Source organism: Paenibacillus sp. FSL H3-0286 (assembly GCF_045040705.1).
Taxonomy (GTDB): Bacteria; Bacillota; Bacilli; order Paenibacillales; family Paenibacillaceae; genus Paenibacillus_AQ; species Paenibacillus_AQ odorifer.
In genome coordinates this window covers 6,406,307-6,427,540 of sequence record NZ_CP150285.1, presented here as the reverse complement: position 1 = coordinate 6,427,540, position 21,234 = coordinate 6,406,307, and the positions used below count along the sequence as shown (strand labels likewise).

Here is a 21,234-nt window from a genome sequence, read left to right as displayed (position 1 = left end):
AAAGTTCCATTTTATAAAGGACCGCACGCCCTCTTTTGATGTAACAGTCAGAAGAGGGCAAAGCGGTACTAAATCAGGATTAGGTTAAGGAGGGTTGCTCCTTGTTGGACGTTAACAATTTTGAATTTATGAAAATCGGACTCGCTTCTCCGGAGAAGATTCGTTCATGGTCCCGCGGAGAAGTTAAGAAACCGGAAACCATTAACTATCGTACATTGAAACCGGAAAAAGAGGGTCTTTTCTGTGAGCGTATCTTTGGACCACAAAAAGACTGGGAATGTCATTGCGGTAAATACAAACGTGTCCGTTATAAGGGCGTAGTCTGCGACCGTTGTGGTGTTGAAGTTACCCGTGCTAAAGTTCGTCGTGAACGTATGGGTCACATTGAATTGGCCGCTCCGGTATCTCATATCTGGTATTTCAAAGGTATCCCAAGCCGCATGGGGCTTGCACTAGATATGTCTCCAAGATCACTTGAAGAAATTATCTATTTCGCATCTTATGTTGTAACGGATCCAGGTGAAACTCCACTGGAAAAGAAACAACTTCTGTCCGAGAAAGAATATCGTAGCTACCGTGAAAAATACGGTTACGGTTTCCAAGCCGGCATGGGTGCTGAAGCTGTTAAAAAGCTTCTTCAAGATATCGACATCGATAAAGAGCTGGAATTCCTCAAAGAAGAACTGCGTACGGCCCAAGGCCAACGCCGTAACCGGGCGATCAAACGTCTGGAAGTCATTGAAGCATTCCGTAACTCCGGCAACAAGCCTGATTGGATGATCATGGATGTTCTTCCGGTTATTCCTCCGGAGCTTCGTCCGATGGTTCAGTTGGATGGTGGCCGTTTTGCTACGTCCGATTTGAATGATCTCTATCGCCGTGTTATTAACCGGAACAACCGTCTGAAAAGACTGCTTGATCTCGGTGCTCCTGACATTATCGTGCAGAACGAAAAACGGATGCTCCAGGAAGCTGTCGATGCTCTCATCGATAACGGCCGTCGGGGACGTCCGGTAACCGGTCCTGGTAACCGTCCGCTTAAATCGCTCAGCCATATGCTGAAAGGTAAACAAGGACGTTTCCGCCAGAACTTGCTCGGTAAACGGGTTGACTACTCTGGACGTTCCGTTATCGTAGTAGGACCGTACCTCAAGATGTATCAGTGCGGACTTCCTAAGAAAATGGCGTTAGAATTGTTCAAGCCTTTTGTTATGAAAGAATTGGTCAATAAGGGCCTTGCCCACAACATAAAGAGCGCGAAACGTAAAGTTGAACGTGTAAGTCCTGAAGTTTGGGATGTACTCGAAGAAGTAATTAGAGAACACCCAGTACTTCTAAACCGCGCACCAACACTTCACCGTCTCGGTATTCAAGCATTTGAACCGATTTTGGTGGAAGGTCACGCTATTCGTCTTCACCCACTCGTATGTACGGCGTACAATGCCGACTTTGACGGTGACCAAATGGCGGTGCACGTTCCTCTGTCTGCAGAAGCTCAAGCGGAAGCACGCATTCTTATGCTTGCATCTGGTAATATCTTGAACCCTAAAGACGGTAAGCCAGTTGTAACACCTTCCCAGGATATGGTCCTTGGTACTTTCTACTTGACCATGGATAACAAGGAAGAAAAGGGTAGTGGTATGATTCTGCGTACGGTTAACGAAGCTGTATCAGCTTACCAACGCGGAACTGCAGGACTTCATGCTCGTGTTGCTATTCCGGCTAAAGCACTTGGCAAAACATGCTTTACGGAAGAACAACAAAATGCAATGTTGATTACTACGGTCGGTAAGATCATTTTTAATGAAATCTACCCAAGTAGTTTCCCTTATATCAACGAAGCAACCAAAACTAACTTGCTGCACGGCACACCAGAGAAATACTTTATCTACGAAAAAGGCGCGAACATTCGTGAGCTGATTGAATCCGCTCCAGAAGCCAGTGCTGTAGGTAAAGAATATCTGGGTCTGATTATTGCTCGTTGTTTTGAAACTTATCACACAACCAAAACTTCTATGATTTTGGATAAAATTAAACAACTCGGATTCACTTACTCCACACGTTCTGGTGTTACAGTTGCCGTGTCGGACGTTATTGTCCCTGAGGAGAAAGTTACCATCCTGAAAGAGTCTGAAGCTAAGGTTGATGTGGTTGCTAACCAATATCGCCGTGGTTTGATCACCAATGACGAACGGTATGACCGTGTTATTGAGATCTGGTCGAAGACTAAGGATGATCTTACGAACATCCTGCTTAAGTCGATGGACCGTTTCAACTCTATCATGCTCATGGTTGACTCTAAAGCGCGTGGTAACAAATCGCAGATCACTCAGCTGGGTGGGATGCGTGGTCTGATGGCAACACCTTCAGGTCGGATTTTCGAATTGCCAATCAAGGCGAACTTCCGTGAAGGTCTTACCGTCTTGGAGTACTTTATCTCCACTCACGGAGCGCGTAAAGGTCTTGCCGATACCGCACTTCGTACCGCTGACTCAGGGTATCTGACTCGTCGTCTTGTTGACGTTGCCCAGGACGTTATTGTCCGTGAAGAAGATTGTGGAACCGATAAAGGCTTCACAGTTAGTCGTATTCAGGATGGTAAAGAAGTTATCGAAGATCTGTATGACCGTATTGAAGGTCGTTACTGCTTCGAAACTGTTCGTCACCCAGAAACAGGCGAAATCATTGTTCACCGCAATGATTTGATTGACTCCGATAAAGCGGAGGCAATTGTAAACGCAGGTGTAACTAAGCTGCAAATTCGTTCTGTACTGAGCTGCCGTGCCCGTCATGGTGTTTGTAAGAAATGTTACGGACGTAACTTGGCAACTGGTAAACACGTTGAGATTGGTGAAGCAGTTGGTATTATTGCCGCACAATCTATCGGTGAACCAGGAACCCAGCTTACAATGCGTACGTTCCATACCGGCGGTGTTGCCGGTGATGACATCACTCAAGGTTTGCCGCGTATTCAGGAGTTGTTTGAAGCTCGTAACCCTAAAGGTCAAGCTACAATCAGTGAGATCGATGGCGTAATTAAGGAAATCCGTGAAACCAAAGACCGTCGCGAAATCGAGGTTCAAGGTGAAGCAGAATCCAAGACTTATTCCATTACTTATGGTTCACGTCTACGTGTTAGCGAAGGCCAAGAAATAGAAGCCGGCGATGAGCTGACAGACGGTTCGATTGACCCTAAAGAAATGCTGCGTATCAAAGGGATCCGTGGGGTACAAAACTACATTCTGCAAGAAGTACAGCGTGTATACCGTAACCAAGGCGTTGAGATCAATGATAAGCACATTGAAGTTATGATCAAGCAAATGCTTCGGAAGATCCGTATCATTGACGCAGGTGACACAAGTCTGTTGCCAGGTGCATTTGCGGATATTCATGAGTACGAAGGTGCTAACAAGGAAGCTATCTTGTCTGGTAAAGAGCCTGCTGTTGCTAAACCAGTCTTGCTCGGTATTACCAAGGCGTCTCTTGAAACTGATTCCTTCTTGTCAGCTGCATCATTCCAAGAAACTACTCGTGTCCTAACAGACGCTGCTATCAAAGGTAAAGTAGATAAGTTGCTTGGACTTAAAGAAAATGTTATTATCGGTAAGTTGATTCCTGCAGGTACTGGGATGAACCGTTACCGTAACGTTAAGCTAAGTGATCCAAATGCAGAAAGCGAACTTGAATCTTTAGAGACGGTTCCTGCTGAATAAATTAGCAATCATGGTAGTGTGCTCATGTCATACCTACTCATAGGTGTGGCATGAGTGTTCTGCTGTGTATAATTTCTATAAAAATTGTTGCTGAATTTCTTGACACCATCTATTGATAATGCTAAAATGTCTAAGGTGCGTGAGTAGCCATGTTATCCTTGTTCATTGGAGGTAAAGAGAATGACTGATGATAGAGGACTACAGGATGCTCAGGTCAAGATCGGTACCAAACAAACCGTCAAGGCGGTAGAGTTGGGCCTAGCCGCAGAAGTCTATGTGGCAGAGGACGGAGATCAAAGGCTTACTTCCAGGATAGTTTTGCTTTGTAACAAACAAGGTGTTAAGATCACATATGTGGATACGATGCTGAATTTGGGCAAGGCCTGCGGAATAGAAGTTGGCGCTGCGATGGCAGCCGTCTTAAAACAATAGCTACAGAAATGTTTTTGTACTGGGGTGAACACCAGCGGCAAGAACTTTTCATTTGTCTTTTTATGAACCGCCTGGGTCTGTGGGCTTAGAGTTCTTAAATCGACTATCATTTCAGGAAGGGGGTGGCAACAACATGCCAACAATTAACCAATTGGTTCGTAAAGGCCGTCAAGCCAAAATCGAAAAATCTAAATCTCCCGCTCTTCAAAAAGGGTATAACGCCCTCAAGCGTGAGGCTACAAATTTGAGCGCTCCGCAAAAACGCGGTGTGTGCACTCGTGTAGGCACAATGACTCCACGTAAACCAAACTCAGCGCTTCGTAAATATGCCCGTGTTCGTTTGACGAACCGTCTCGAGGTAACAGCTTATATCCCGGGTATCGGACATAACTTACAAGAGCACAGTGTTGTATTGCTTCGCGGAGGTAAAGTAAAGGACCTTGCAGGGGTTCGTTACCATATCGTTCGTGGTGCTTTGGATACAGCAGGTGTAGCTAACCGGATGCAAGCTCGTTCTAAATACGGTGCAAAACGTCCTAAAGCTAAGAAGTAAGATAACAATATCTGAATAATAAACATTTAAGAAAGGGGGATATCCATGCCACGCAAAGGTCCAGTTACAAAGAGAGACGTATTGCCAGATCCGTTGTATAATAGCAAGTTGGTTACTCGTTTGATTAACCGCATTATGCTGGGTGGTAAAAGAGGTGTCGCTCAAAGCATTCTGTACAATTCATTCAAATTGATTGAAGAACGTACGGGTAAAGATCCGATGGAAGTTTTCGAAGCTGCCATCAAGAATATCATGCCGGTTTTGGAAGTCAAAGCTCGTCGTGTCGGTGGTGCTAACTATCAAGTACCTATCGAGGTTAAACCAGAGAGACGTACTGCTCTGGGATTACGTTGGCTCGTAAACTACTCTCGCAACCGCGGTGAGAAGACTATGGAAGAGCGTTTGGCGGCTGAGATCATCGACGCTTCCAACAACACAGGCGCTTCTGTTAAGAAACGTGAAGATACACACAAAATGGCTGAAGCAAACAAAGCGTTCGCTCACTACCGTTGGTAGGATAAAGGTCATTCAAATAACTTATATTTTGAAGGGAGATCCATTTCATGGCTAGAGAGTTCTCCTTAAAAAATACACGTAACATCGGGATCATGGCGCATATTGATGCTGGTAAAACAACTACCACAGAGCGGATTCTTTTCTATACAGGCCGTACGCACAAAATCGGTGAAGTTCACGAGGGTGCTGCTACAATGGACTGGATGGAGCAAGAACAAGAGCGCGGAATCACGATTACGTCCGCTGCTACGACTGCTGCGTGGAAAGGTCACCGCATCAATATCATTGATACCCCAGGACACGTTGACTTCACTGTTGAAGTTGAACGTTCCCTGCGTGTATTGGATGGGGCAGTTGGTGTATTTAGTGCAAAAGAGGGCGTTGAGCCTCAGTCTGAAACCGTATGGAGACAGGCTGACCGTTATAACGTTCCCCGGATTGCATATGTAAACAAAATGGACATTATCGGTGCGGATTTCCTTAACGTAATCGAAACTATGCGTGATCGCCTTCAAGCCAATGCAGTTGCTATTCAATTGCCAATTGGTGCAGAAAGTGATTTCACTGGTATTATCGACCTAGTTGAGCAAAAAGCACACATGTTCAGAGATGATCTGGGCCAAAACATCGAAGTAACGGATATTCCGGAAGAATATTTGGCCAAAGTTGAGGAGCTGCGTCTCGAGTTGATCGAGAAAGTTGCTGAACTTGATGAGGATCTGACTATGAAGTATTTGGAAGGCGAAGAAATTACAATTCCGGAAATTAAAGCTGCAATTCGCAAAGGCGTAGTTGAAGTTAAATTGTTCCCTGTAATTGCTGGATCTTCCTACCGAAACAAAGGGATTCAGCTTATGCTGGATGCTGTTGTTGATTACTTGCCATCTCCTCTTGACGTTCCAGCTATTACTGGACATCTTGATGACGGTACAGAAGCTGTTCGTCACTCTTCGGATGAAGAGCCGTTTGCAGCTTTGGCATTTAAAATCATGACAGACCCTTATGTTGGTAAACTTACGTTCTTCCGTGTTTACTCAGGCGTACTTGAGTCCGGATCATACGTAGTTAATGCAACTAAGAACAAGCGTGAACGTATTGGTCGTATCCTTCAAATGCATGCGAACAGCCGTCAAGAAATTTCCATCGTGTATTCTGGCGACATCGCAGCTGCTGTTGGTTTGAAAGATACCAGTACAGGTGATACACTGTGTGATGAGAAGAATCCAGTAATTCTGGAATCAATGAACTTCCCTGATCCAGTTATCGAGATCGCTGTTGAACCAAAAACTAAAGCTGACCAAGATAAAATGGGCGTTGCTCTCGGAAAGTTGACTGAAGAGGATCCAACTCTTCGTGCTCACACTGATGAAGAAACAGGCCAAACAATCCTGGCTGGTATGGGTGAACTTCACTTGGACATCATCATCGACCGTATGCGTCGTGAGTTCAAAGTAGAAACTAATGTGGGTAAACCACAGGTAGCTTACCGCGAAACGTTCAAGGCACCTGCTCGCGTCGAAGGTAAATTTGTACGCCAATCTGGTGGTCGTGGTCAATACGGTCACGTATGGGTTGAATTTGAACCCCTCGAACCAGGTACTGGTAGCAAATTCGAAAGTAAAGTTGTTGGTGGCTCGGTTCCTAGAGAGTACATCGCTCCTGCACTTGCGGGTATTGAAGAACAAATGAAAAACGGCGTACTTGCTGGCTTCCCGCTAGTAGACGTTAAAGCTACCATCGTAGATGGTTCTTATCATGATGTCGATTCCAACGAAATGGCATTTAAAATTGCCGGTTCGATGGCACTCAAAGCAGCTAAAGACAAGTGTAAGCCTGTCCTGCTTGAGCCAATCATGAAAGTCGAAGTAACTGTTCCTGAGGAATATATGGGTGATGTAATGGGTATGCTGAACTCCCGCCGTGGCCGTATCGAAGGTATGGATTCCCGTGGTGGAGCGCAAATTATCCGTGCTAAGGTGCCTCTTTCCGAAATGTTCGGATACTCTACAACACTTCGTTCTGGTACACAAGGACGTGGCGTATTCTCAATGGAGCTTTCTCACTATGAAGAAGTTCCTAAATCCATTGCGGAAGAGATCGCTGCAAAGAACAAAGGCGCTGAATAATTACCAGTTTTAACTTGCCGTCCCGGGTATAAACACTCAGTCATCTAAGATTACAGGTATGCGGGCGGCTCAAATATAAGGAACCCCACATTAAGGAGGAACTGTTCAAATGGCAAAGGCAAAGTTTGAACGTAACAAACCGCACGTTAACATCGGTACTATTGGTCACGTCGACCATGGTAAAACGACTCTGACTGCTGCAATCACTACTGTATTGTCCAAAACTTACGGTGGCGCAGCTATCGCATTCGATCAAATCGACAAAGCTCCTGAAGAGCGCGAACGTGGTATCACAATCTCCACTTCCCACGTTGAATATGAAACTCCTAACCGTCACTACGCTCACGTAGACTGCCCTGGTCACGCCGACTATGTTAAAAACATGATCACTGGCGCAGCGCAAATGGACGGAGCTATCCTGGTTGTATCCGCAGCTGATGGCCCAATGCCACAAACTCGCGAGCACATCCTGTTGTCCCGTCAAGTAGGCGTTCCTTACATCGTTGTCTTCTTGAACAAATGCGACATGGTTGAAGACGAAGAGTTGTTGGAATTGGTTGAAATGGAAGTTCGCGACTTGCTTAGCGAGTATGACTTCCCAGGCGACGATACTCCAATCATCCGTGGTTCTGCTCGTGAAGCTCTGCAAAACCCAGATGGCGATTACGCTAAAAAAATCATCGAAATGTTTGAAACAATCGATGAGTACATTCCACTTCCTGAGCGTCAAACTGACAAGCCTTTCTTGATGCCTGTCGAAGACGTATTCTCCATCACTGGCCGCGGTACTGTGGCAACTGGTCGCGTAGAACGCGGAACAGTTAAAGTCGGAGAAGAAATCGAAATCGTTGGTATTCACGAAGATACTAAGAAATCCGTAGTTACGGGCGTAGAAATGTTCCGTAAATTGCTGGATTCCGCTCAAGCTGGGGACAACATCGGAGCATTGCTTCGTGGTGTTGACCGTAACATGATCGAGCGTGGTCAAGTATTGGCTAAGCCGAACTCCGTTAAACCACACACTGAGTTCACTGCTCAAATTTACGTTCTGACAAAAGAAGAAGGTGGCCGTCACAAGCCTTTCTTCACTGGATACCGTCCACAGTTCTACTTCCGTACAACTGACGTAACTGGTATCATCAACTTGCCAGAAGGTACTGAAATGGTTATGCCTGGTGATAACATCTCCGTAACCGTACAACTGATCTCCCCAATCGCTATTGAAGAAGGTACTAAATTCTCCATTCGCGAAGGTGGCCGTACAGTTGGTGCTGGTAGCGTAGCTTCTATCCAAAAATAATAATTTGACTTCTATCTGCGGGTAGATTCCGAATTACAAACACCCCTGATTCTTCTTGCGGAGAATCAGGGGCTTTTTTGTTTTTTTTCTGAGAATAATGTATTATTCGACACCAATTGATAATAAAGCATAACAATATGATCTTTTTCTACATAATTCGTCAAATTACAACAATCAATTGTTTACAATTATACTAATGATAGAGTAAAATGAAGGAGGAATAATAATGTAAAATAATAGGAATTGTGGGGGAGTGGTAATATGGGGAAATGTCCTTTTTCCTTCATGCATGCGTTAACTGCACGTAATAATAATGTGGATTCTCCTGCCTCTCATTCCTTAGACTTCAAGGATCAGAATCATTCTGTGGCAGGGTCTTTTCATAAGCTGGAGGGACATGGTGAGCTTAACGAGCAGATGAGAATGATTGATCTAACTGAAGCAGATTTGAACTTACTACGCAGGGTGAAACCTGTTGTTGAGCAGAATATAGACTATATCATTGATCAATTTTACAATTCGGTATTAGGCGTAAATAAACTTGAAGCTATTATTTTAGAGCATAGCAGTATAGACAGGTTAAAAACTACTCTTCGTGGGCATATTCTAGAGATTTTTAATGGAAAGGTTGATGATGAGTACATAGCAAAGCGTCTAATGATCGCTAATATTCATAAAAAAGTAGGGCTTGAGCCCAAATGGTACTTATCTGCTTTTCAGAATCTTCAGAACGTATTTATACGCGTTATATATAATGAAACAAACGATGATAATACACGCCTTCGAGTGGTTCAGACCGTGACCAAACTCCTTAACCTTGAGCAGCAGCTGGTTCTAGAAGAATATGAGAAGGAGAACATAAAAGAGAAGGAAGAGCAATATCTATTGGTGAAAAATGAATTAAAACAAAAAATTTCAGAGTTTAGCGTTGAATTGATAGATTATAGCATCGATACTAATGCTGCTGTAAAGCAGCTAGTGGCAAGCAGCAATGAAGTAAGTGGAACATTCCAACGTACGGCTGCATCCGCCCTGGAGTCACAGGGATTAGCTACAGATGGGCACGAACACTTGGGTGATTTGACTGAGCAAATTAATCTTATATATCAGACCACCAGTGAGATGGAAGACTCGATCATTGAGTTAAGCGATTCCTCTAAGCAAATTCAAAAAATTGTGAACTCAGTAAGGGAAATTGCCGATCAGACTAAAATCCTCTCACTTAATGCAACGATTGAAGCCGCTAGAGCCGGTGAGCATGGTAGAGGTTTTAGTGTGGTTGCTCAAGAAGTTAGCCGGCTTGCAGAGGATACTAAGAGTACTGTAATTCAGATCGTAGAGCTAACAAATAAATCAGGTCTACTCACTCAGCAGGTTGTAGAAGAGATTCGTAAGGTGCAGGAGTTAACTAAGAATGGGAAGCACCAATCGGTCGAGACTAGTCTTTTGTTCTCTGATATTGTAGACGCTATGCGTAGCAGTACACAGGAGATTGTAATAGTGGAAGAAGAAATAAGAACCTTAATCCAAACCATTGAGGGGATCGGAACAGCAACGGCTCAGACTGCTTCCTCCGCAGAGTTTTTTAAGTCTGCCACAGAGAATCTTTAACATATATATAGTAGAAGAACAGCGCATGAAAAAAATATGCGTTGTTTTTCTATTTTCGCTTGCAATACTGCTGCCTATTATATATAATAATAAATGTTGTTCTGAGACGTTGCGATGATGTGAGAGGTTACTGACACACCCGGCCCCTTTGCCATGGGGACGAGGTCAGAAAATTTTCACGGAGTATGTCCGATACCAAATTGGGCGATAGAAGGAGGGACTAAAATGGCAAAGCAAAAAATTCGTATTCGCTTGAAAGCATACGACCACAGAATTCTTGATCAATCCGCTGAGAAGATTGTTGAAACAGCAAAACGTTCGGGTGCAGGTGTGTCCGGGCCGATTCCGTTACCAACTGAGAAGCAAATCATTACTATTCTCCGTGCGGTACACAAGTACAAGGATTCCCGTGAACAGTTTGAACAACGGACTCACAAACGTTTGATCGATATTGTGAACCCAACACCACAAACTGTGGATGCCTTGATGCGCTTGGATCTACCGTCCGGTGTAGATATCGAAATCAAATTGTAATTCTATTTTAAGTAATTTAGGAAAAGAAAAGAGGTGTCAACATTGAAAGGTATCTTAGGAAAAAAACTCGGTATGACTCAAGTGTTTACTCCAGAAGGTAACGTAATTCCTGTTACTGTTATCGAAGCAGGCCCTTGTGTAGTACTGCAAAAGAAAGACCTGAATATCGACGGATATGAAGCAGTGCAATTGGGCTTTTCTGATAAAAAAGAAAAACGCTCCAATAAGCCTGAACAGGGTCACGCCAAAAAGGCAAATGCAACACCTAAGCGCTACGTTCGTGAAATTCGCGGTGTTGATCTCGGGTCTCTCGAGGTTGGACAAGAGCTGAAGGCTGATATCTTTGCTGAGGGCGAATTTGTTGACGTAACTGGTACATCTAAAGGTAAAGGTTTCCAAGGTAACATCAAACGTTGGGGACAAAGCCGCGGACCAATGGCACACGGATCGCGTTACCACAGAAGACCGGGTTCCATGGGTTCTATCCAAGCTAACCGTGTTCCTAAGGGCAAACGCCTTCCAGGACATATGGGTCACACGACTATTACGGTTCAAAAGCTTGAAATTATCAAGGTTGATGTTGAACGTAACGTATTGCTGGTTAAAGGCGCTATCCCAGGTCCTAAAAACAGCTTCGTGAAAGTTAAACAAACCGTTAAGAAATAATTATTGAAGAAAGGAGGAACATGAAATGCCAAAAGTAACACTTTTTAATATTAGTGGCAACGAAGTTGGTGAAGTGGAACTGAGCGATTCAGTATTCGGTATTGAACCGAATGAGCACGTTCTACATGAAGCTGCGCTTATGCAAAGAGCTTCCCTACGTCGTGGTACACACAAAGTAAAAGGACGTTCTGAAGTTCGTGGCGGTGGACGTAAACCTTGGAAACAAAAAGGTACAGGTCGCGCTCGTCAAGGCTCCATTCGTTCTCCACAATGGAAAGGCGGCGGCGTTGTCTTCGGACCAACACCACGTAGCTATTCCTGGAAACTGCCTAAGAAGGTTCGTCGTTTGGCGATCAAATCCGCTTTGTCCTCGAAAGTACTCGAGAATGACATTATCGTATTGGATAGCTTGACAATGAATGCTCCGAAGACGAAAGAATTCGCAGCAATCTTGAACAACCTGAAAGTAGATCGTAAAGCGTTGATCGTAGCTACTAGCTATGATGATAACGTAGCACTTTCCGCTCGTAACATCCCTGGGGTGAAATTCGTAGCGGCTGACGGCATTAATGTTCTTGACGTACTGACGTACGACAAACTGATCATCACTAAAGAAGCAGTTCTGAAGGTAGAGGAGGTGTTCGCGTAATGAAAGATCCTCGTGATATTATCAAACGTCCGGTGATTACGGAACGTACTTCCGACTACATGAGCGAAATGAAATACGCTTTTGAAGTGGATATCCGTGCTAACAAAACCGAAATCAAAAAAGCTGTCGAGGCTATTTTCAAAGTAAAAGTAACTAATGTGAACACAATGCGCGTACCTGGTAAACTGAAACGTTATGGTAAATATTCTGGTTACACTCCAGAGTGGAAAAAAGCCATCGTTAAGCTTAGCCCGGACAGCAAACCGCTTGAATTTTTTGAAGCGGTAGAATAATACTCTGTTGAAGTAAGGAGGGAACTACAGTGCCAATCAAAAAGTACAAACCGACCTCTCCGGCAAGACGCGCTATGTCCGTGTCTACGTTTGAAGAAATTACAACAAACCAGCCAGAGAAATCGTTGCTTTCTCCGCTGTTCAAACATGCGGGACGCAACAACCAAGGTAAAATTACGGTTCGTCACCATGGCGGCGGACATAAACGTAAATACCGTATTATCGACTTCAAGCGGACTAAAGACGGCATACCAGGTAGCGTTGCTACAATCGAGTATGACCCGAACCGCACATCTAATATTGCTTTGATCCACTATGCTGATGGAGAGAAACGTTATATCATCGCTCCTAAAGGTCTAAGAGTTGGGGATAAAGTAGAGTCCGGTCCTGCGGCCGACATCAAAATTGGTAACAGTCTTCCACTGGAGAACATTCCAGTAGGTACAGTTATCCACAACATTGAGTTGAAACCAGGTAAAGGCGGACAATTGGTTCGTGCAGCTGGTACAGAAGCTCAATTGCTTGGTAAAGAAGAAAAATACTGTTCCGTTCGTTTGTCATCCGGTGAGGTTCGTAAGATCCTTAGCGTATGCCGTGCTACTATCGGTTCCGTAGGTAACGAAGATCACGAATTGATCAAAATCGGTAAAGCTGGACGTAGTCGCTGGCTCGGCCGTCGTCCTGAAGTTCGCGGGGTAGTAATGAACCCTAACGATCACCCACACGGTGGTGGTGAAGGTCGCGCTCCAATCGGACGTAAATCGCCAATGTCTCCATGGGGCAAACCAACCCTTGGTTACAAAACGCGTAAGAAAAACAAGGCATCTGATAAATATATCGTTCGCCGCCGCACTAAATAAGACGCTTCTGGCAAGTTAATAAAGCGCGAAGCGTCGATTCGCGGTTTGAAGAACCGGATGAAGGGAGGATTCACACATGGGTCGCAGTTTAAAGAAGGGGCCGTTTATCGATGGCTACCTGCTTAAAAAAGTTGAGGAACTGAACGAGGCTGAGAAAAAGGTTGTAGTTAAAACTTGGTCCCGTCGCTCAACCATTTTCCCTCAGTTTATCGGACATACGTTTGGTGTATATGACGGCCGTAAACACGTGCCTGTATACGTAACAGAAGATATGGTAGGTCACAAGTTGGGCGAGTTCGCGCCAACACGTACTTACAAAGGCCACGCGGGTGACGATAAGAAAACAAGAAGATAATAATAAGGTCTCTGTTTGAAAGGAGGTTAAACAATGGAAGCAAAAGCACATGCAAGATCGGTGCGAATTTCCGCTCGTAAAGCGAAACTGGTTGTTGACTTGATTCGCGGTAAGCAAGTGGGGGAAGCAATTGCTATTCTTCGCCACACTCCGAAATCCGCTTCTCCGGTCGTTGAAAAGTTGCTTAATTCGGCAATTGCGAATGCTGAGCATAACTATTCTTTGGACGTGAACAGTTTGTTCGTTAGCGAGGTTTTCGTTAACCAAGGACCTACTATGAAACGTTTCCGTCCGCGCGCCATGGGCCGCGCAAGTCGGATCAATAAACGCACGAGCCACATTACACTGGTGGTATCTGAGAAATAAGGAGGGATAACACGTGGGTCAAAAGGTAAATCCAATCGGACTCCGAATCGGTATTATTCGCGATTGGGAATCTAAATGGTATGCAGGAAAAGATTTCGGTACTCTTCTGATGGAAGACGTCAAAATCCGGGAATACCTTAAAGGCAAATTGAAGGATTCCGCTGTTTCCCATATCGAGATCGAAAGAGCGGCTAGCCGCGTGAACGTTACAATTCATACAGCTAAACCAGGTATGGTTATTGGTAAAGGCGGAGCAGAAGTAGAAGTACTTCGCAGCGCAGTTACAGCAATCGCTGGTGGCAAAAAAGTACACATCAACATCAATGAAATCAAGCACCCTGAATTGGATGCAATTCTTGTAGCTGAGAGCATTGCTCAACAATTGGAACGTCGTGTATCGTTCCGTCGTGCCCTCAAACAAGCGATTCAAAGAACTATGCGTTCTGGCGCAAAAGGGATTAAAACTCAAGTGGGCGGACGTCTTGGCGGAGCTGAGATTGCTCGTTCAGAAGGTTATAGCGAAGGAACAGTTCCACTTCATACGCTTCGTGCCGATATCGATTACGGAACGGCTGAAGCACATACAACTTACGGTCTTATCGGCGTAAAAGTATGGATCTACCGTGGAGAAGTTCTTCCCCCAGCTAAGAAACAAGCTGCTCAGGAAGGAGGCAACTAATCATGTTGGTACCAAAACGCGTAAAACACCGCAAGCAACAACGCGGACACATGAAGGGTATGGCAAAAGGCGGTACTGAATTGAACTTCGGCGAATTCGGCCTGGTTGCACTTGAACCGTCTTGGATCACTAACCGTCAGATCGAAGCTGCTCGTATCGCGATGACACGTTATATCAAACGTGGCGGTCAAGTTTGGATCAAGATTTTCCCAGATAAACCTATTACTCAAAAGCCTCTCGAGGTTCGTATGGGTAGTGGTAAAGGTAACGTTGAGAAATGGGTAGCCGTAGTTAAACCGGGCAAGATTATGTTCGAACTCGGAGGCGTGTCGGAAGAAATCGCTCGTGAAGCGATGCGTCTTGCCGCTCACAAGCTGCCTGTAAAGACTAAGTTTGTGAAACGTGAAGAATTGGGTGGTGAAGCAAATGAAAGCTAATGAACTTCGCAACTTAACCACTGCTGAGATTGAACAAAAGATCGCTGGATTCAAAGAGGAACTTTTTAATCTCCGTTTTCAATTGGCAACTGGCCAATTGGACAACCCAACTCGGATTCGTGACGTGCGTAAGGAAATAGCTCGTGCTAAAACCGTGATCCATCAAAGAGTGCTTGGGATTAGTTAAGTGAGACGGATCGCAGATCCGTATTCAGGAAGGAGGCTAACTAATGAGTGAAGAACGTAATGCACGTAAAGTGCTAATCGGTAAAGTGGTCAGTGATAAAATGGATAAAACCATCGTAGTTGCTGTTGAAACCTATAAGAAACACAATTTGTACCACAAACGCATCAAGTCTACGAAGAAATTCAAAGCACATGATGAGGGAAATGTTGCAAAGATTGGCGATACCGTAAAACTCATGGAAACTCGTCCGTTGTCTAAGGACAAACGTTGGAGACTAGTTGAAGTGGTAGAAGCAGCGGTTATCATCTAAGATAATCAAGAGAGTTTTTCCGGAAGGAGGAAATTATAATGATTCAACCATTTACACGTTTGCATGTGGCTGACAACTCTGGTGCGAAGGAACTGATGTGTATCCGCGTACTGGGTGGTACTGGACGCCGTACAGCAGCAATCGGTGATTTGATCGTTTGTTCCGTTAAACAAGCAACACCAGGCGGCGTTGTCAAAAAAGGTGATGTTGTTAGAGCGGTAGTTGTTCGTACGAAACGTTCCGTTCGTCGTAAAGATGGATCTTACATCGCATTCGACGAAAATGCAGCTGTTGTTGTTAAAGACGACAGAAGCCCTCGTGGAACACGTATCTTTGGACCAGTTGCTCGCGAACTTCGCGATAAAGACTACATGAAGATCGTTTCCTTGGCACCGGAAGTTATCTAATAAACACGGCACCAATAAGTTGAAGGTTAGTTATAGGAGGTGTAATAAATGCCTAGAGTGAAAAAAGTTCTGGAATCCCATAACAATAAACTGCACGTGAAGAAAGATGACGTGGTGCTTGTGATCAGTGGTAAAGACAAAGGCAAAAAAGGCCGTGTCATCGCTGCTTATCCTCGTGAAAACCGCGTTCTGGTAGAAGGCGTCAATATGGTGAAAAAACACCAAAAGCCGAACCAGCTGAATCCACAGGGTGGAATTATTGAGCAGGAAGCTTCGATTCATGTGTCCAACGTAATGCACATCGATCCGAAGACCGGCAAAGTAACCCGTATCGGTTACAAAGTTTTGGACAATGGTAAAAAAGTTCGGATTGCTAAAAGATCCGGAGAGATTATCGACTAATCTAGCCCTTAAGAAAGGAGGTTAAATCTTCATGGCAGCAAGAATGAAAGAACGTTTTCTTAACGAAATTACACCTGCTTTGATGCAGAAGTTTAACTATACAACTGTTATGCAAGTGCCTAAGATCGAGAAGGTTGTCATCAACATGGGTGTGGGTGACGCTGTTCAAAACTCCAAAGTACTTGATGCTGCAGTTAATGACATGCAGTTGATCGCTGGTCAAAAACCAGTAATCACTAAAGCTAAAAAATCCATCGCTGGTTTCAAACTACGCGAAAATATGCCGATTGGGGTTAAAGTAACACTGCGCGGAGAGCGTATGTATTACTTCTTGGACAAATTGTTCAACGTAACACTTCCACGTGTACGTGACTTCCGTGGTGTTTCCACTAAAGCCTTTGACGGCCGTGGTAACTACACACTTGGTCTTAAAGAACAATTGATCTTCCCCGAGATCGAATATGACAAAGTGGATAAAGTCCGCGGTATGGACATCGTTATTGTAACGACTGCTAAGACGGACGAGGAATCCCGCGAGCTGCTGGGTCAGCTGGGAATGCCTTTCGCAAAATAAAGTCGGTTAATCCATTTTCTCCGAAAATGTTTAGGAGGTGTCAGGCTAAGTGGCAAAAACTTCGATGAAAGTTAAACAACAACGTACGCCTAAGTTTAAAGTACGTGCATATACACGTTGCGAACGTTGTGGTCGTCCACATTCGGTACTGCAAAAGTTCAAAATTTGCAGAATTTGTTTCCGTGAATTAGCTTATAAAGGCCAGATCCCTGGCGTGAAAAAAGCAAGTTGGTAAGAAGTTTATAAACGGGAAGGAGGTTTACACACATGACTATGTCTGATCCTATTGCAGATATGCTTACTCGTATTCGTAACGCTAACATTGTGCGTCACGAGACGGTAGAAATGCCTGCTTCTACTATGAAGAAACAAATCGCTGACATTTTGAAGCGTGAAGGTTTCATCCGCGATGCGGAATTCGTTGAAGATAGCAAACAAGGGATTATCCGTATCTTCTTGAAATACGGCCCTAACCAAGAGCGTGTTATTTCTGGTTTGAAAAGAATCAGTAAACCAGGCCTTCGCGTATACACGAAGAGCAATGAAGTGCCTCGTGTACTCGGTGGTCTAGGAATCGCGATTATCTCCACATCTAAGGGAGTTATGACCGACAAAGAAGCTCGTCAATCAAAATCTGGCGGAGAAGTTGTCTGCTACATTTGGTAATAAACGTCACAAGATAAGGAGGTGCAACACATGTCTCGTATTGGTCGCAAACCAATCGCAGTACCTAGCGGTGTAGATGTCACTTTGGACAACGCCGTTATTACAGTAAAAGGTCCAAAAGGTTCTTTGACTCGTGAGCTTCATAAAGACATGAAGGTTACAGTTGAAAATAACGAAATTACCGTTGTTCGCCCGTCGGATAACAAATTGCATCGTTCACTTCACGGCACAACCCGCTCCGTTGTCAACAACATGGTAGCAGGTGTGACTGAAGGTTTCTCGAAATCTCTGGAACTGGTTGGGGTCGGATATCGTGCAAGCAAATCCGGAGATAAAATCGTTCTGAACGTTGGTTATTCCCACCCGGTTGAAATTACACCGGAAGCTGGTATCGAGTTCGAAGTTCCTGCGAACACGAAGATCATCGTTAAAGGTATCGATAAAGAACGCGTTGGCGCATACGCTGCTAAAATCCGTTCCGTTCGTGAACCAGAACCGTATAAAGGTAAAGGTATCAAATATGAAGGCGAGCGTATCATCCGCAAAGAAGGTAAAGCTGGTAAGAAGAAATAACCAGTTTAAACTTAATTGTAAGATACCCCGTGCATCTTAAAGTGAAGCTGTTTACGGCAAACTGAAGGGAGTGAAAGGGAAGTCATGATTACAAAAGAAGATAAAAACAAGGCTCGTCTCAAAAGACACCTGCGTGTTCGTAAGAAGATCCAGGGAACTACTGAGCGTCCACGTTTGAACGTATTCCGTTCTTCGAAACACATCTACGCTCAACTGATCGATGATGTTAAAGGGGTTACTATCGTATCCGCTTCTACACTTGATAAAGATCTGAGCGCTAATATCGGTAATGGCGGTAGCGTTGAAGCTGCAGCGAAAGTTGGCCAATTGGTCGCTGAGCGTGCCAAAGAAAAAGGATATGCAGTGGTCGTATTCGACCGCGGAGGTTACTTGTACCATGGACGGATTCAAGCATTGGCTGATGCAGCTCGTGAAGCTGGTCTTGAATTCTAGAATAATTCTTAAAAGGAGGTTAACGACTTGCGTGTAGATCCGAACAGTTTAGAACTGACAGAAAGAGTTGTACACATTAACCGTGTTGCAAAAGTTGTAAAAGGCGGACGCCGTTTCAGCTTTAGTGCACTTGTTGTTGTGGGCGACGGCAACGGCTACGTCGGTGCTGGTATCGGTAAAGCCGGCGAAGTTCCGGATGCCATCCGTAAAGGCATTGAAGACGCCAAGAAAAACCTGATTCACATCCCAATCGTAGGAACTTCGATTCCCCATCTCGTTACTGGACACTTCGGCGCAGGACGCGTGTTGCTGAAACCAGCATCAGAGGGTACTGGCGTTATCGCTGGCGGTCCAGTTCGTGCGGTATTGGAATTGGCAGGCGTTGGCGACATTTTGACAAAATCACTGGGTTCTTCGAATTCCATGAACATGGTCAATGCAACTTTGGAGGGACTTTCCCGTCTGAAACGCATTGAAGAGGTCGCGAAACTTCGCGGCAAATCTGTCGAAGAATTGCGCGGTTAAGGAGGGGAACGTCAATGGCAAAATTGCAAATTACCCTCGTACGTAGTGTAATCGGACGTCCAGAAACACAACGTGTTACTGTTAAGACGCTCGGCCTGCGTAAACTCAACACGACAGTGGTTCACAATGACAGTCCTGCAATTCGCGGAATGATCAATAAAGTGAGTCACTTGCTATCTGTAACTGAAATTGAAGGCTAATCGCCTCGCATAAATTAACAAACATAAGGAGGTGCAAACGATGAAGTTACATGAACTTGCTCCAGCTCCTGGTTCCCGCAAAGAACGCAATCGCGTTGGTCGTGGTCCTAGTAGCGGAAATGGTAAAACTTCCGGTCGCGGTCACAAAGGTCAAAACTCACGTTCTGGCGGTGGTGTTCGTCCGGGCTTCGAGGGTGGACAAAATCCGCTCTATCGTCGTCTGCCTAAACGTGGTTTCGTCAATCCTACCCGTAAAGAGTATGCGATTGTGAACCTGGAAGATCTGAATAGCTTTGCAGAAGGAACTGAAGTGACTCCGCAGTTGTTGCTTGAAACTGGTGTTGTCAAGAATTCCAAAAGCGGCATCAAGATTCTCGGCAACGGTGAGTTGACCGTAAAATTGACTGTACAAGCAAATAAGTTCTCTCAATCTGCGGTAGAGAAAATCGAGGCTGCCGGCGGTAAAACCGAGGTGATCTAATGTTCAAGACGCTTAAGAATATCTGGCATGTTGAAGATTTGCGCAAAAAGATCCTGTTTACCTTGTTCATTCTGATTATCTACCGTATCGGTTCGTTTGTTCCGGTTCCTGGTGTGAACAAAGATGTACTGCAAACAGCAAATCAGAGCGGTGACGCTTTGATGGGACTCTTGAACACCTTTTCGGGCGGAGCGCTCAAAAACTTCTCGATATTTGCGATCAGTATTTACCCGTACATTACAGCATCCATCATCGTGCAATTGCTGTCGATGGATGTTGTTCCTAAGTTTGCTGAATGGGCTAAACAAGGGGAGCACGGGAAAAAACAATTGGCGCAAATCACTCGTTACGGTACAGTGATATTAGCCCTGATCCAAGGTTTTGCTACGTCGATAGGGTTTAACCGGATATATAATACTCAAATGATGCCGAATGCGACATTTGCTGATTACTTGCTGGTTGCCATTATCTTGACGGCGGGTACTTCTTTCTTGATGTGGCTTGGTGAACAGATTACCGAAAAGGGAATCGGGAACGGGATTTCGATCCTGATTTTTGCGGGAATCGTCGCCGCCATTCCGGGATATATCACAAGTACGGCTAACTCAAGTTTTATTCAGCCGGATCAGGTGTTCCTGAATATTCTTAAAGTCGTTATCGTGCTGATTGTGATTGTAGCGATTATTACAGCAGTTATCTTCGTACAGCAAGGTATTCGGAAGATTCCTGTTCAATACGCTAAACGCGTAGTCGGCAATAAAATGTACGGTGGACAGAATACACATATCCCATTGAAAATTAATGCGGCAGGTGTAATTCCGGTAATCTTCGCCGTATCATTGCTTCAGTTCCCAGTTGTTCTCTCCAGTTTCTGGTCAACACATGCCTGGGCTCAATGGATTGCTAAGTATTTAGCAACCGATGCTCCACTTGGTATGCTTCTGTATGTAGTGATGATCATCGGGTTCACGTTCTTCTATACGTTCGTGCAGATGAATCCTCAGCAGATGGCCGATAACATGAAGAAGAATGGTGGTTACATTCCAGGTATCCGTCCTGGTAAAGCTACAGAGAAATATCTGACTAGAGTAATGTCTCGTCTGACTATGTCCGGCGCTTTGTTCCTAGCTTTGATCTCTGTTCTGCCGATGTTCTTCGGTGCTTTATCTGGATTGCCTAAAGAAGTTCGAATTGGCGGTACATCACTGCTGATCGTAATCGGTGTGGCATTGGATACTATGAAGCAGATCGAGAGCCAATTGATCAAACGCCATTACAAAGGCTTCATCAATAAATAGGTGATAGGTTCCGGTGAAGCTTAAGTTTTTATTCTTCCCGGCACCTATTATGCTGTTTCTTGCTTGGT

General features: G+C 44.7%; 29 protein-coding genes. All 29 read left to right on the top strand.

The window, feature by feature from the left end; all coding sequences use genetic code 11:
• Positions 1–101: 101 nt before the first annotated feature.
• The 29 genes from rpoC to secY all read left to right on the top strand — a co-directional run bounded on the left by rpoC (position 102) and on the right by secY (position 21,166).
• Complete coding sequence (gene rpoC / locus MHB37_RS28790; RefSeq protein WP_076130019.1) at positions 102–3,713, top strand: DNA-directed RNA polymerase subunit beta'; 3,612 nt, start codon at positions 102–104, stop codon at positions 3,711–3,713.
• Positions 3,714–3,893: 180 nt separating this feature from the next.
• Entirely contained in the window at positions 3,894–4,145 is a 252-nt protein-coding gene (locus MHB37_RS28785; protein WP_038573459.1) for a ribosomal L7Ae/L30e/S12e/Gadd45 family protein, read from the top strand.
• Positions 4,146–4,278: 133 nt separating this feature from the next.
• A complete protein-coding gene (rpsL, locus tag MHB37_RS28780; protein ID WP_036680518.1) occupies positions 4,279–4,698 on the top strand; it encodes a 30S ribosomal protein S12 in 420 nt (139 codons plus the stop codon).
• A gap of 45 nt (positions 4,699–4,743) precedes the next feature.
• Complete coding sequence (gene rpsG / locus MHB37_RS28775; protein ID WP_036680520.1) at positions 4,744–5,214, top strand: 30S ribosomal protein S7; 471 nt, start codon at positions 4,744–4,746, stop codon at positions 5,212–5,214.
• 47 nt (positions 5,215–5,261) lie between these two features.
• Positions 5,262–7,340, top strand: a complete 2,079-nt coding sequence (gene fusA, locus MHB37_RS28770; protein WP_036680521.1) for an elongation factor G — start codon at positions 5,262–5,264, stop codon at positions 7,338–7,340.
• 109 nt (positions 7,341–7,449) lie between these two features.
• On the top strand, positions 7,450–8,640 hold the full coding sequence (gene tuf, locus MHB37_RS28765) for an elongation factor Tu (RefSeq protein WP_036680523.1): 1,191 nt from the start codon (positions 7,450–7,452) through the stop codon (positions 8,638–8,640).
• A 261-nt stretch (positions 8,641–8,901) separates the two neighbouring features.
• The gene (locus tag MHB37_RS28760; protein ID WP_405168759.1) at positions 8,902–10,251 is read left to right on the top strand and encodes a protoglobin domain-containing protein; all 1,350 of its coding nucleotides are present in this window, start codon (positions 8,902–8,904) and stop codon (positions 10,249–10,251) included.
• Positions 10,252–10,476: 225 nt separating this feature from the next.
• Positions 10,477–10,785: a 30S ribosomal protein S10 gene (rpsJ, locus tag MHB37_RS28755; protein WP_017692074.1), complete on the top strand. Its 309-nt coding sequence runs from the start codon at positions 10,477–10,479 to the stop codon at positions 10,783–10,785.
• A gap of 42 nt (positions 10,786–10,827) precedes the next feature.
• Entirely contained in the window at positions 10,828–11,451 is a 624-nt protein-coding gene (gene rplC / locus MHB37_RS28750; RefSeq protein ID WP_036680532.1) for a 50S ribosomal protein L3, read from the top strand.
• 25 nt (positions 11,452–11,476) lie between these two features.
• Positions 11,477–12,100 (top strand): 50S ribosomal protein L4, encoded by a 624-nt coding sequence (gene rplD / locus MHB37_RS28745; protein ID WP_312149940.1) that lies wholly within the window; start codon positions 11,477–11,479, stop codon positions 12,098–12,100.
• A complete protein-coding gene (rplW, locus tag MHB37_RS28740; protein WP_036680537.1) occupies positions 12,100–12,393 on the top strand; it encodes a 50S ribosomal protein L23 in 294 nt (97 codons plus the stop codon). The genes rplD and rplW overlap by 1 nt, the downstream gene beginning before the upstream one ends.
• Before the next feature lie 29 nt (positions 12,394–12,422).
• Positions 12,423–13,253, top strand: a complete 831-nt coding sequence (gene rplB / locus MHB37_RS28735; protein WP_036680541.1) for a 50S ribosomal protein L2 — start codon at positions 12,423–12,425, stop codon at positions 13,251–13,253.
• Positions 13,254–13,329: 76 nt separating this feature from the next.
• Positions 13,330–13,608: a 30S ribosomal protein S19 gene (gene rpsS, locus MHB37_RS28730; protein ID WP_036652940.1), complete on the top strand. Its 279-nt coding sequence runs from the start codon at positions 13,330–13,332 to the stop codon at positions 13,606–13,608.
• A gap of 33 nt (positions 13,609–13,641) precedes the next feature.
• Positions 13,642–13,974 (top strand): 50S ribosomal protein L22, encoded by a 333-nt coding sequence (gene rplV, locus MHB37_RS28725; RefSeq protein WP_036680546.1) that lies wholly within the window; start codon positions 13,642–13,644, stop codon positions 13,972–13,974.
• Between the two features lie 13 nt (positions 13,975–13,987).
• Positions 13,988–14,653, top strand: a complete 666-nt coding sequence (gene rpsC, locus MHB37_RS28720) for a 30S ribosomal protein S3 (protein ID WP_038573452.1) — start codon at positions 13,988–13,990, stop codon at positions 14,651–14,653.
• Positions 14,654–14,655: 2 nt separating this feature from the next.
• Complete coding sequence (rplP, locus tag MHB37_RS28715; RefSeq protein ID WP_036680552.1) at positions 14,656–15,090, top strand: 50S ribosomal protein L16; 435 nt, start codon at positions 14,656–14,658, stop codon at positions 15,088–15,090.
• Complete coding sequence (gene rpmC / locus MHB37_RS28710) at positions 15,080–15,277, top strand: 50S ribosomal protein L29 (protein ID WP_019908232.1); 198 nt, start codon at positions 15,080–15,082, stop codon at positions 15,275–15,277. Before rplP ends, rpmC begins: the two co-directional genes overlap by 11 nt.
• Positions 15,278–15,320: 43 nt before the next feature.
• Entirely contained in the window at positions 15,321–15,587 is a 267-nt protein-coding gene (gene rpsQ / locus MHB37_RS28705) for a 30S ribosomal protein S17 (RefSeq protein WP_036680554.1), read from the top strand.
• Positions 15,588–15,625: 38 nt separating this feature from the next.
• On the top strand, positions 15,626–15,994 hold the full coding sequence (gene rplN, locus MHB37_RS28700) for a 50S ribosomal protein L14 (RefSeq protein ID WP_036680556.1): 369 nt from the start codon (positions 15,626–15,628) through the stop codon (positions 15,992–15,994).
• A gap of 48 nt (positions 15,995–16,042) precedes the next feature.
• A complete protein-coding gene (rplX, locus tag MHB37_RS28695; protein WP_076099615.1) occupies positions 16,043–16,396 on the top strand; it encodes a 50S ribosomal protein L24 in 354 nt (117 codons plus the stop codon).
• A gap of 31 nt (positions 16,397–16,427) precedes the next feature.
• Entirely contained in the window at positions 16,428–16,970 is a 543-nt protein-coding gene (gene rplE, locus MHB37_RS28690) for a 50S ribosomal protein L5 (protein ID WP_036680558.1), read from the top strand.
• A 49-nt stretch (positions 16,971–17,019) separates the two neighbouring features.
• Entirely contained in the window at positions 17,020–17,205 is a 186-nt protein-coding gene (locus MHB37_RS28685; protein WP_013312154.1) for a type Z 30S ribosomal protein S14, read from the top strand.
• A gap of 32 nt (positions 17,206–17,237) precedes the next feature.
• A complete protein-coding gene (gene rpsH, locus MHB37_RS28680; protein WP_036680560.1) occupies positions 17,238–17,636 on the top strand; it encodes a 30S ribosomal protein S8 in 399 nt (132 codons plus the stop codon).
• Positions 17,637–17,666: 30 nt separating this feature from the next.
• Complete coding sequence (rplF, locus tag MHB37_RS28675; RefSeq protein ID WP_036680562.1) at positions 17,667–18,209, top strand: 50S ribosomal protein L6; 543 nt, start codon at positions 17,667–17,669, stop codon at positions 18,207–18,209.
• Positions 18,210–18,293: 84 nt separating this feature from the next.
• Positions 18,294–18,662: a 50S ribosomal protein L18 gene (gene rplR / locus MHB37_RS28670; protein WP_036680564.1), complete on the top strand. Its 369-nt coding sequence runs from the start codon at positions 18,294–18,296 to the stop codon at positions 18,660–18,662.
• A 27-nt stretch (positions 18,663–18,689) separates the two neighbouring features.
• Positions 18,690–19,187: a 30S ribosomal protein S5 gene (gene rpsE, locus MHB37_RS28665; RefSeq protein WP_036652980.1), complete on the top strand. Its 498-nt coding sequence runs from the start codon at positions 18,690–18,692 to the stop codon at positions 19,185–19,187.
• A 14-nt stretch (positions 19,188–19,201) separates the two neighbouring features.
• On the top strand, positions 19,202–19,387 hold the full coding sequence (rpmD, locus tag MHB37_RS28660; protein WP_036680567.1) for a 50S ribosomal protein L30: 186 nt from the start codon (positions 19,202–19,204) through the stop codon (positions 19,385–19,387).
• Between the two features lie 40 nt (positions 19,388–19,427).
• Positions 19,428–19,868 carry a 50S ribosomal protein L15 gene (rplO, locus tag MHB37_RS28655; RefSeq protein WP_036680569.1) on the top strand — a complete coding sequence of 147 codons (441 nt, stop codon included), beginning with the start codon at positions 19,428–19,430 and terminating at the stop codon, positions 19,866–19,868.
• Positions 19,868–21,166 (top strand): preprotein translocase subunit SecY, encoded by a 1,299-nt coding sequence (gene secY, locus MHB37_RS28650; protein WP_076130016.1) that lies wholly within the window; start codon positions 19,868–19,870, stop codon positions 21,164–21,166. The genes rplO and secY overlap by 1 nt, the downstream gene beginning before the upstream one ends.
• The last annotated feature ends 68 nt before the right edge of the window (positions 21,167–21,234 follow it).

Excerpts from the sequence above, each read along its gene's own strand:
- rplO (WP_036680569.1), top strand. The coding sequence starts at position 19,428 with ATGAAGTTACATGAACTTGCTCCAGCTCCTGGTTCCCGCAAAGAACGC.
- rplR (WP_036680564.1), top strand. The coding sequence starts at position 18,294 with ATGATTACAAAAGAAGATAAAAACAAGGCTCGTCTCAAAAGACACCTG.
- fusA (WP_036680521.1), top strand. The coding sequence starts at position 5,262 with ATGGCTAGAGAGTTCTCCTTAAAAAATACACGTAACATCGGGATCATG.
- rplW (WP_036680537.1), top strand. The coding sequence starts at position 12,100 with ATGAAAGATCCTCGTGATATTATCAAACGTCCGGTGATTACGGAACGT.
- rpsH (WP_036680560.1), top strand. The coding sequence starts at position 17,238 with ATGACTATGTCTGATCCTATTGCAGATATGCTTACTCGTATTCGTAAC.
- rpsL (WP_036680518.1), top strand. The coding sequence starts at position 4,279 with ATGCCAACAATTAACCAATTGGTTCGTAAAGGCCGTCAAGCCAAAATC.
- rplN (WP_036680556.1), top strand. The coding sequence starts at position 15,626 with ATGATTCAACCATTTACACGTTTGCATGTGGCTGACAACTCTGGTGCG.
- rpsS (WP_036652940.1), top strand. The coding sequence starts at position 13,330 with ATGGGTCGCAGTTTAAAGAAGGGGCCGTTTATCGATGGCTACCTGCTT.
- rpsQ (WP_036680554.1), top strand. The coding sequence starts at position 15,321 with ATGAGTGAAGAACGTAATGCACGTAAAGTGCTAATCGGTAAAGTGGTC.
- tuf (WP_036680523.1), top strand. The coding sequence starts at position 7,450 with ATGGCAAAGGCAAAGTTTGAACGTAACAAACCGCACGTTAACATCGGT.
- rpsG (WP_036680520.1), top strand. The coding sequence starts at position 4,744 with ATGCCACGCAAAGGTCCAGTTACAAAGAGAGACGTATTGCCAGATCCG.
- rpmC (WP_019908232.1), top strand. The coding sequence starts at position 15,080 with ATGAAAGCTAATGAACTTCGCAACTTAACCACTGCTGAGATTGAACAA.
- MHB37_RS28760 (WP_405168759.1), top strand. The coding sequence starts at position 8,902 with ATGGGGAAATGTCCTTTTTCCTTCATGCATGCGTTAACTGCACGTAAT.
- rplV (WP_036680546.1), top strand. The coding sequence starts at position 13,642 with ATGGAAGCAAAAGCACATGCAAGATCGGTGCGAATTTCCGCTCGTAAA.
- rpsJ (WP_017692074.1), top strand. The coding sequence starts at position 10,477 with ATGGCAAAGCAAAAAATTCGTATTCGCTTGAAAGCATACGACCACAGA.
- rplD (WP_312149940.1), top strand. The coding sequence starts at position 11,477 with ATGCCAAAAGTAACACTTTTTAATATTAGTGGCAACGAAGTTGGTGAA.
- secY (WP_076130016.1), top strand. The coding sequence starts at position 19,868 with ATGTTCAAGACGCTTAAGAATATCTGGCATGTTGAAGATTTGCGCAAA.
- rplF (WP_036680562.1), top strand. The coding sequence starts at position 17,667 with ATGTCTCGTATTGGTCGCAAACCAATCGCAGTACCTAGCGGTGTAGAT.
- rplX (WP_076099615.1), top strand. The coding sequence starts at position 16,043 with ATGCCTAGAGTGAAAAAAGTTCTGGAATCCCATAACAATAAACTGCAC.
- rpmD (WP_036680567.1), top strand. The coding sequence starts at position 19,202 with ATGGCAAAATTGCAAATTACCCTCGTACGTAGTGTAATCGGACGTCCA.
- MHB37_RS28785 (WP_038573459.1), top strand. The coding sequence starts at position 3,894 with ATGACTGATGATAGAGGACTACAGGATGCTCAGGTCAAGATCGGTACC.
- rplP (WP_036680552.1), top strand. The coding sequence starts at position 14,656 with ATGTTGGTACCAAAACGCGTAAAACACCGCAAGCAACAACGCGGACAC.
- rplE (WP_036680558.1), top strand. The coding sequence starts at position 16,428 with ATGGCAGCAAGAATGAAAGAACGTTTTCTTAACGAAATTACACCTGCT.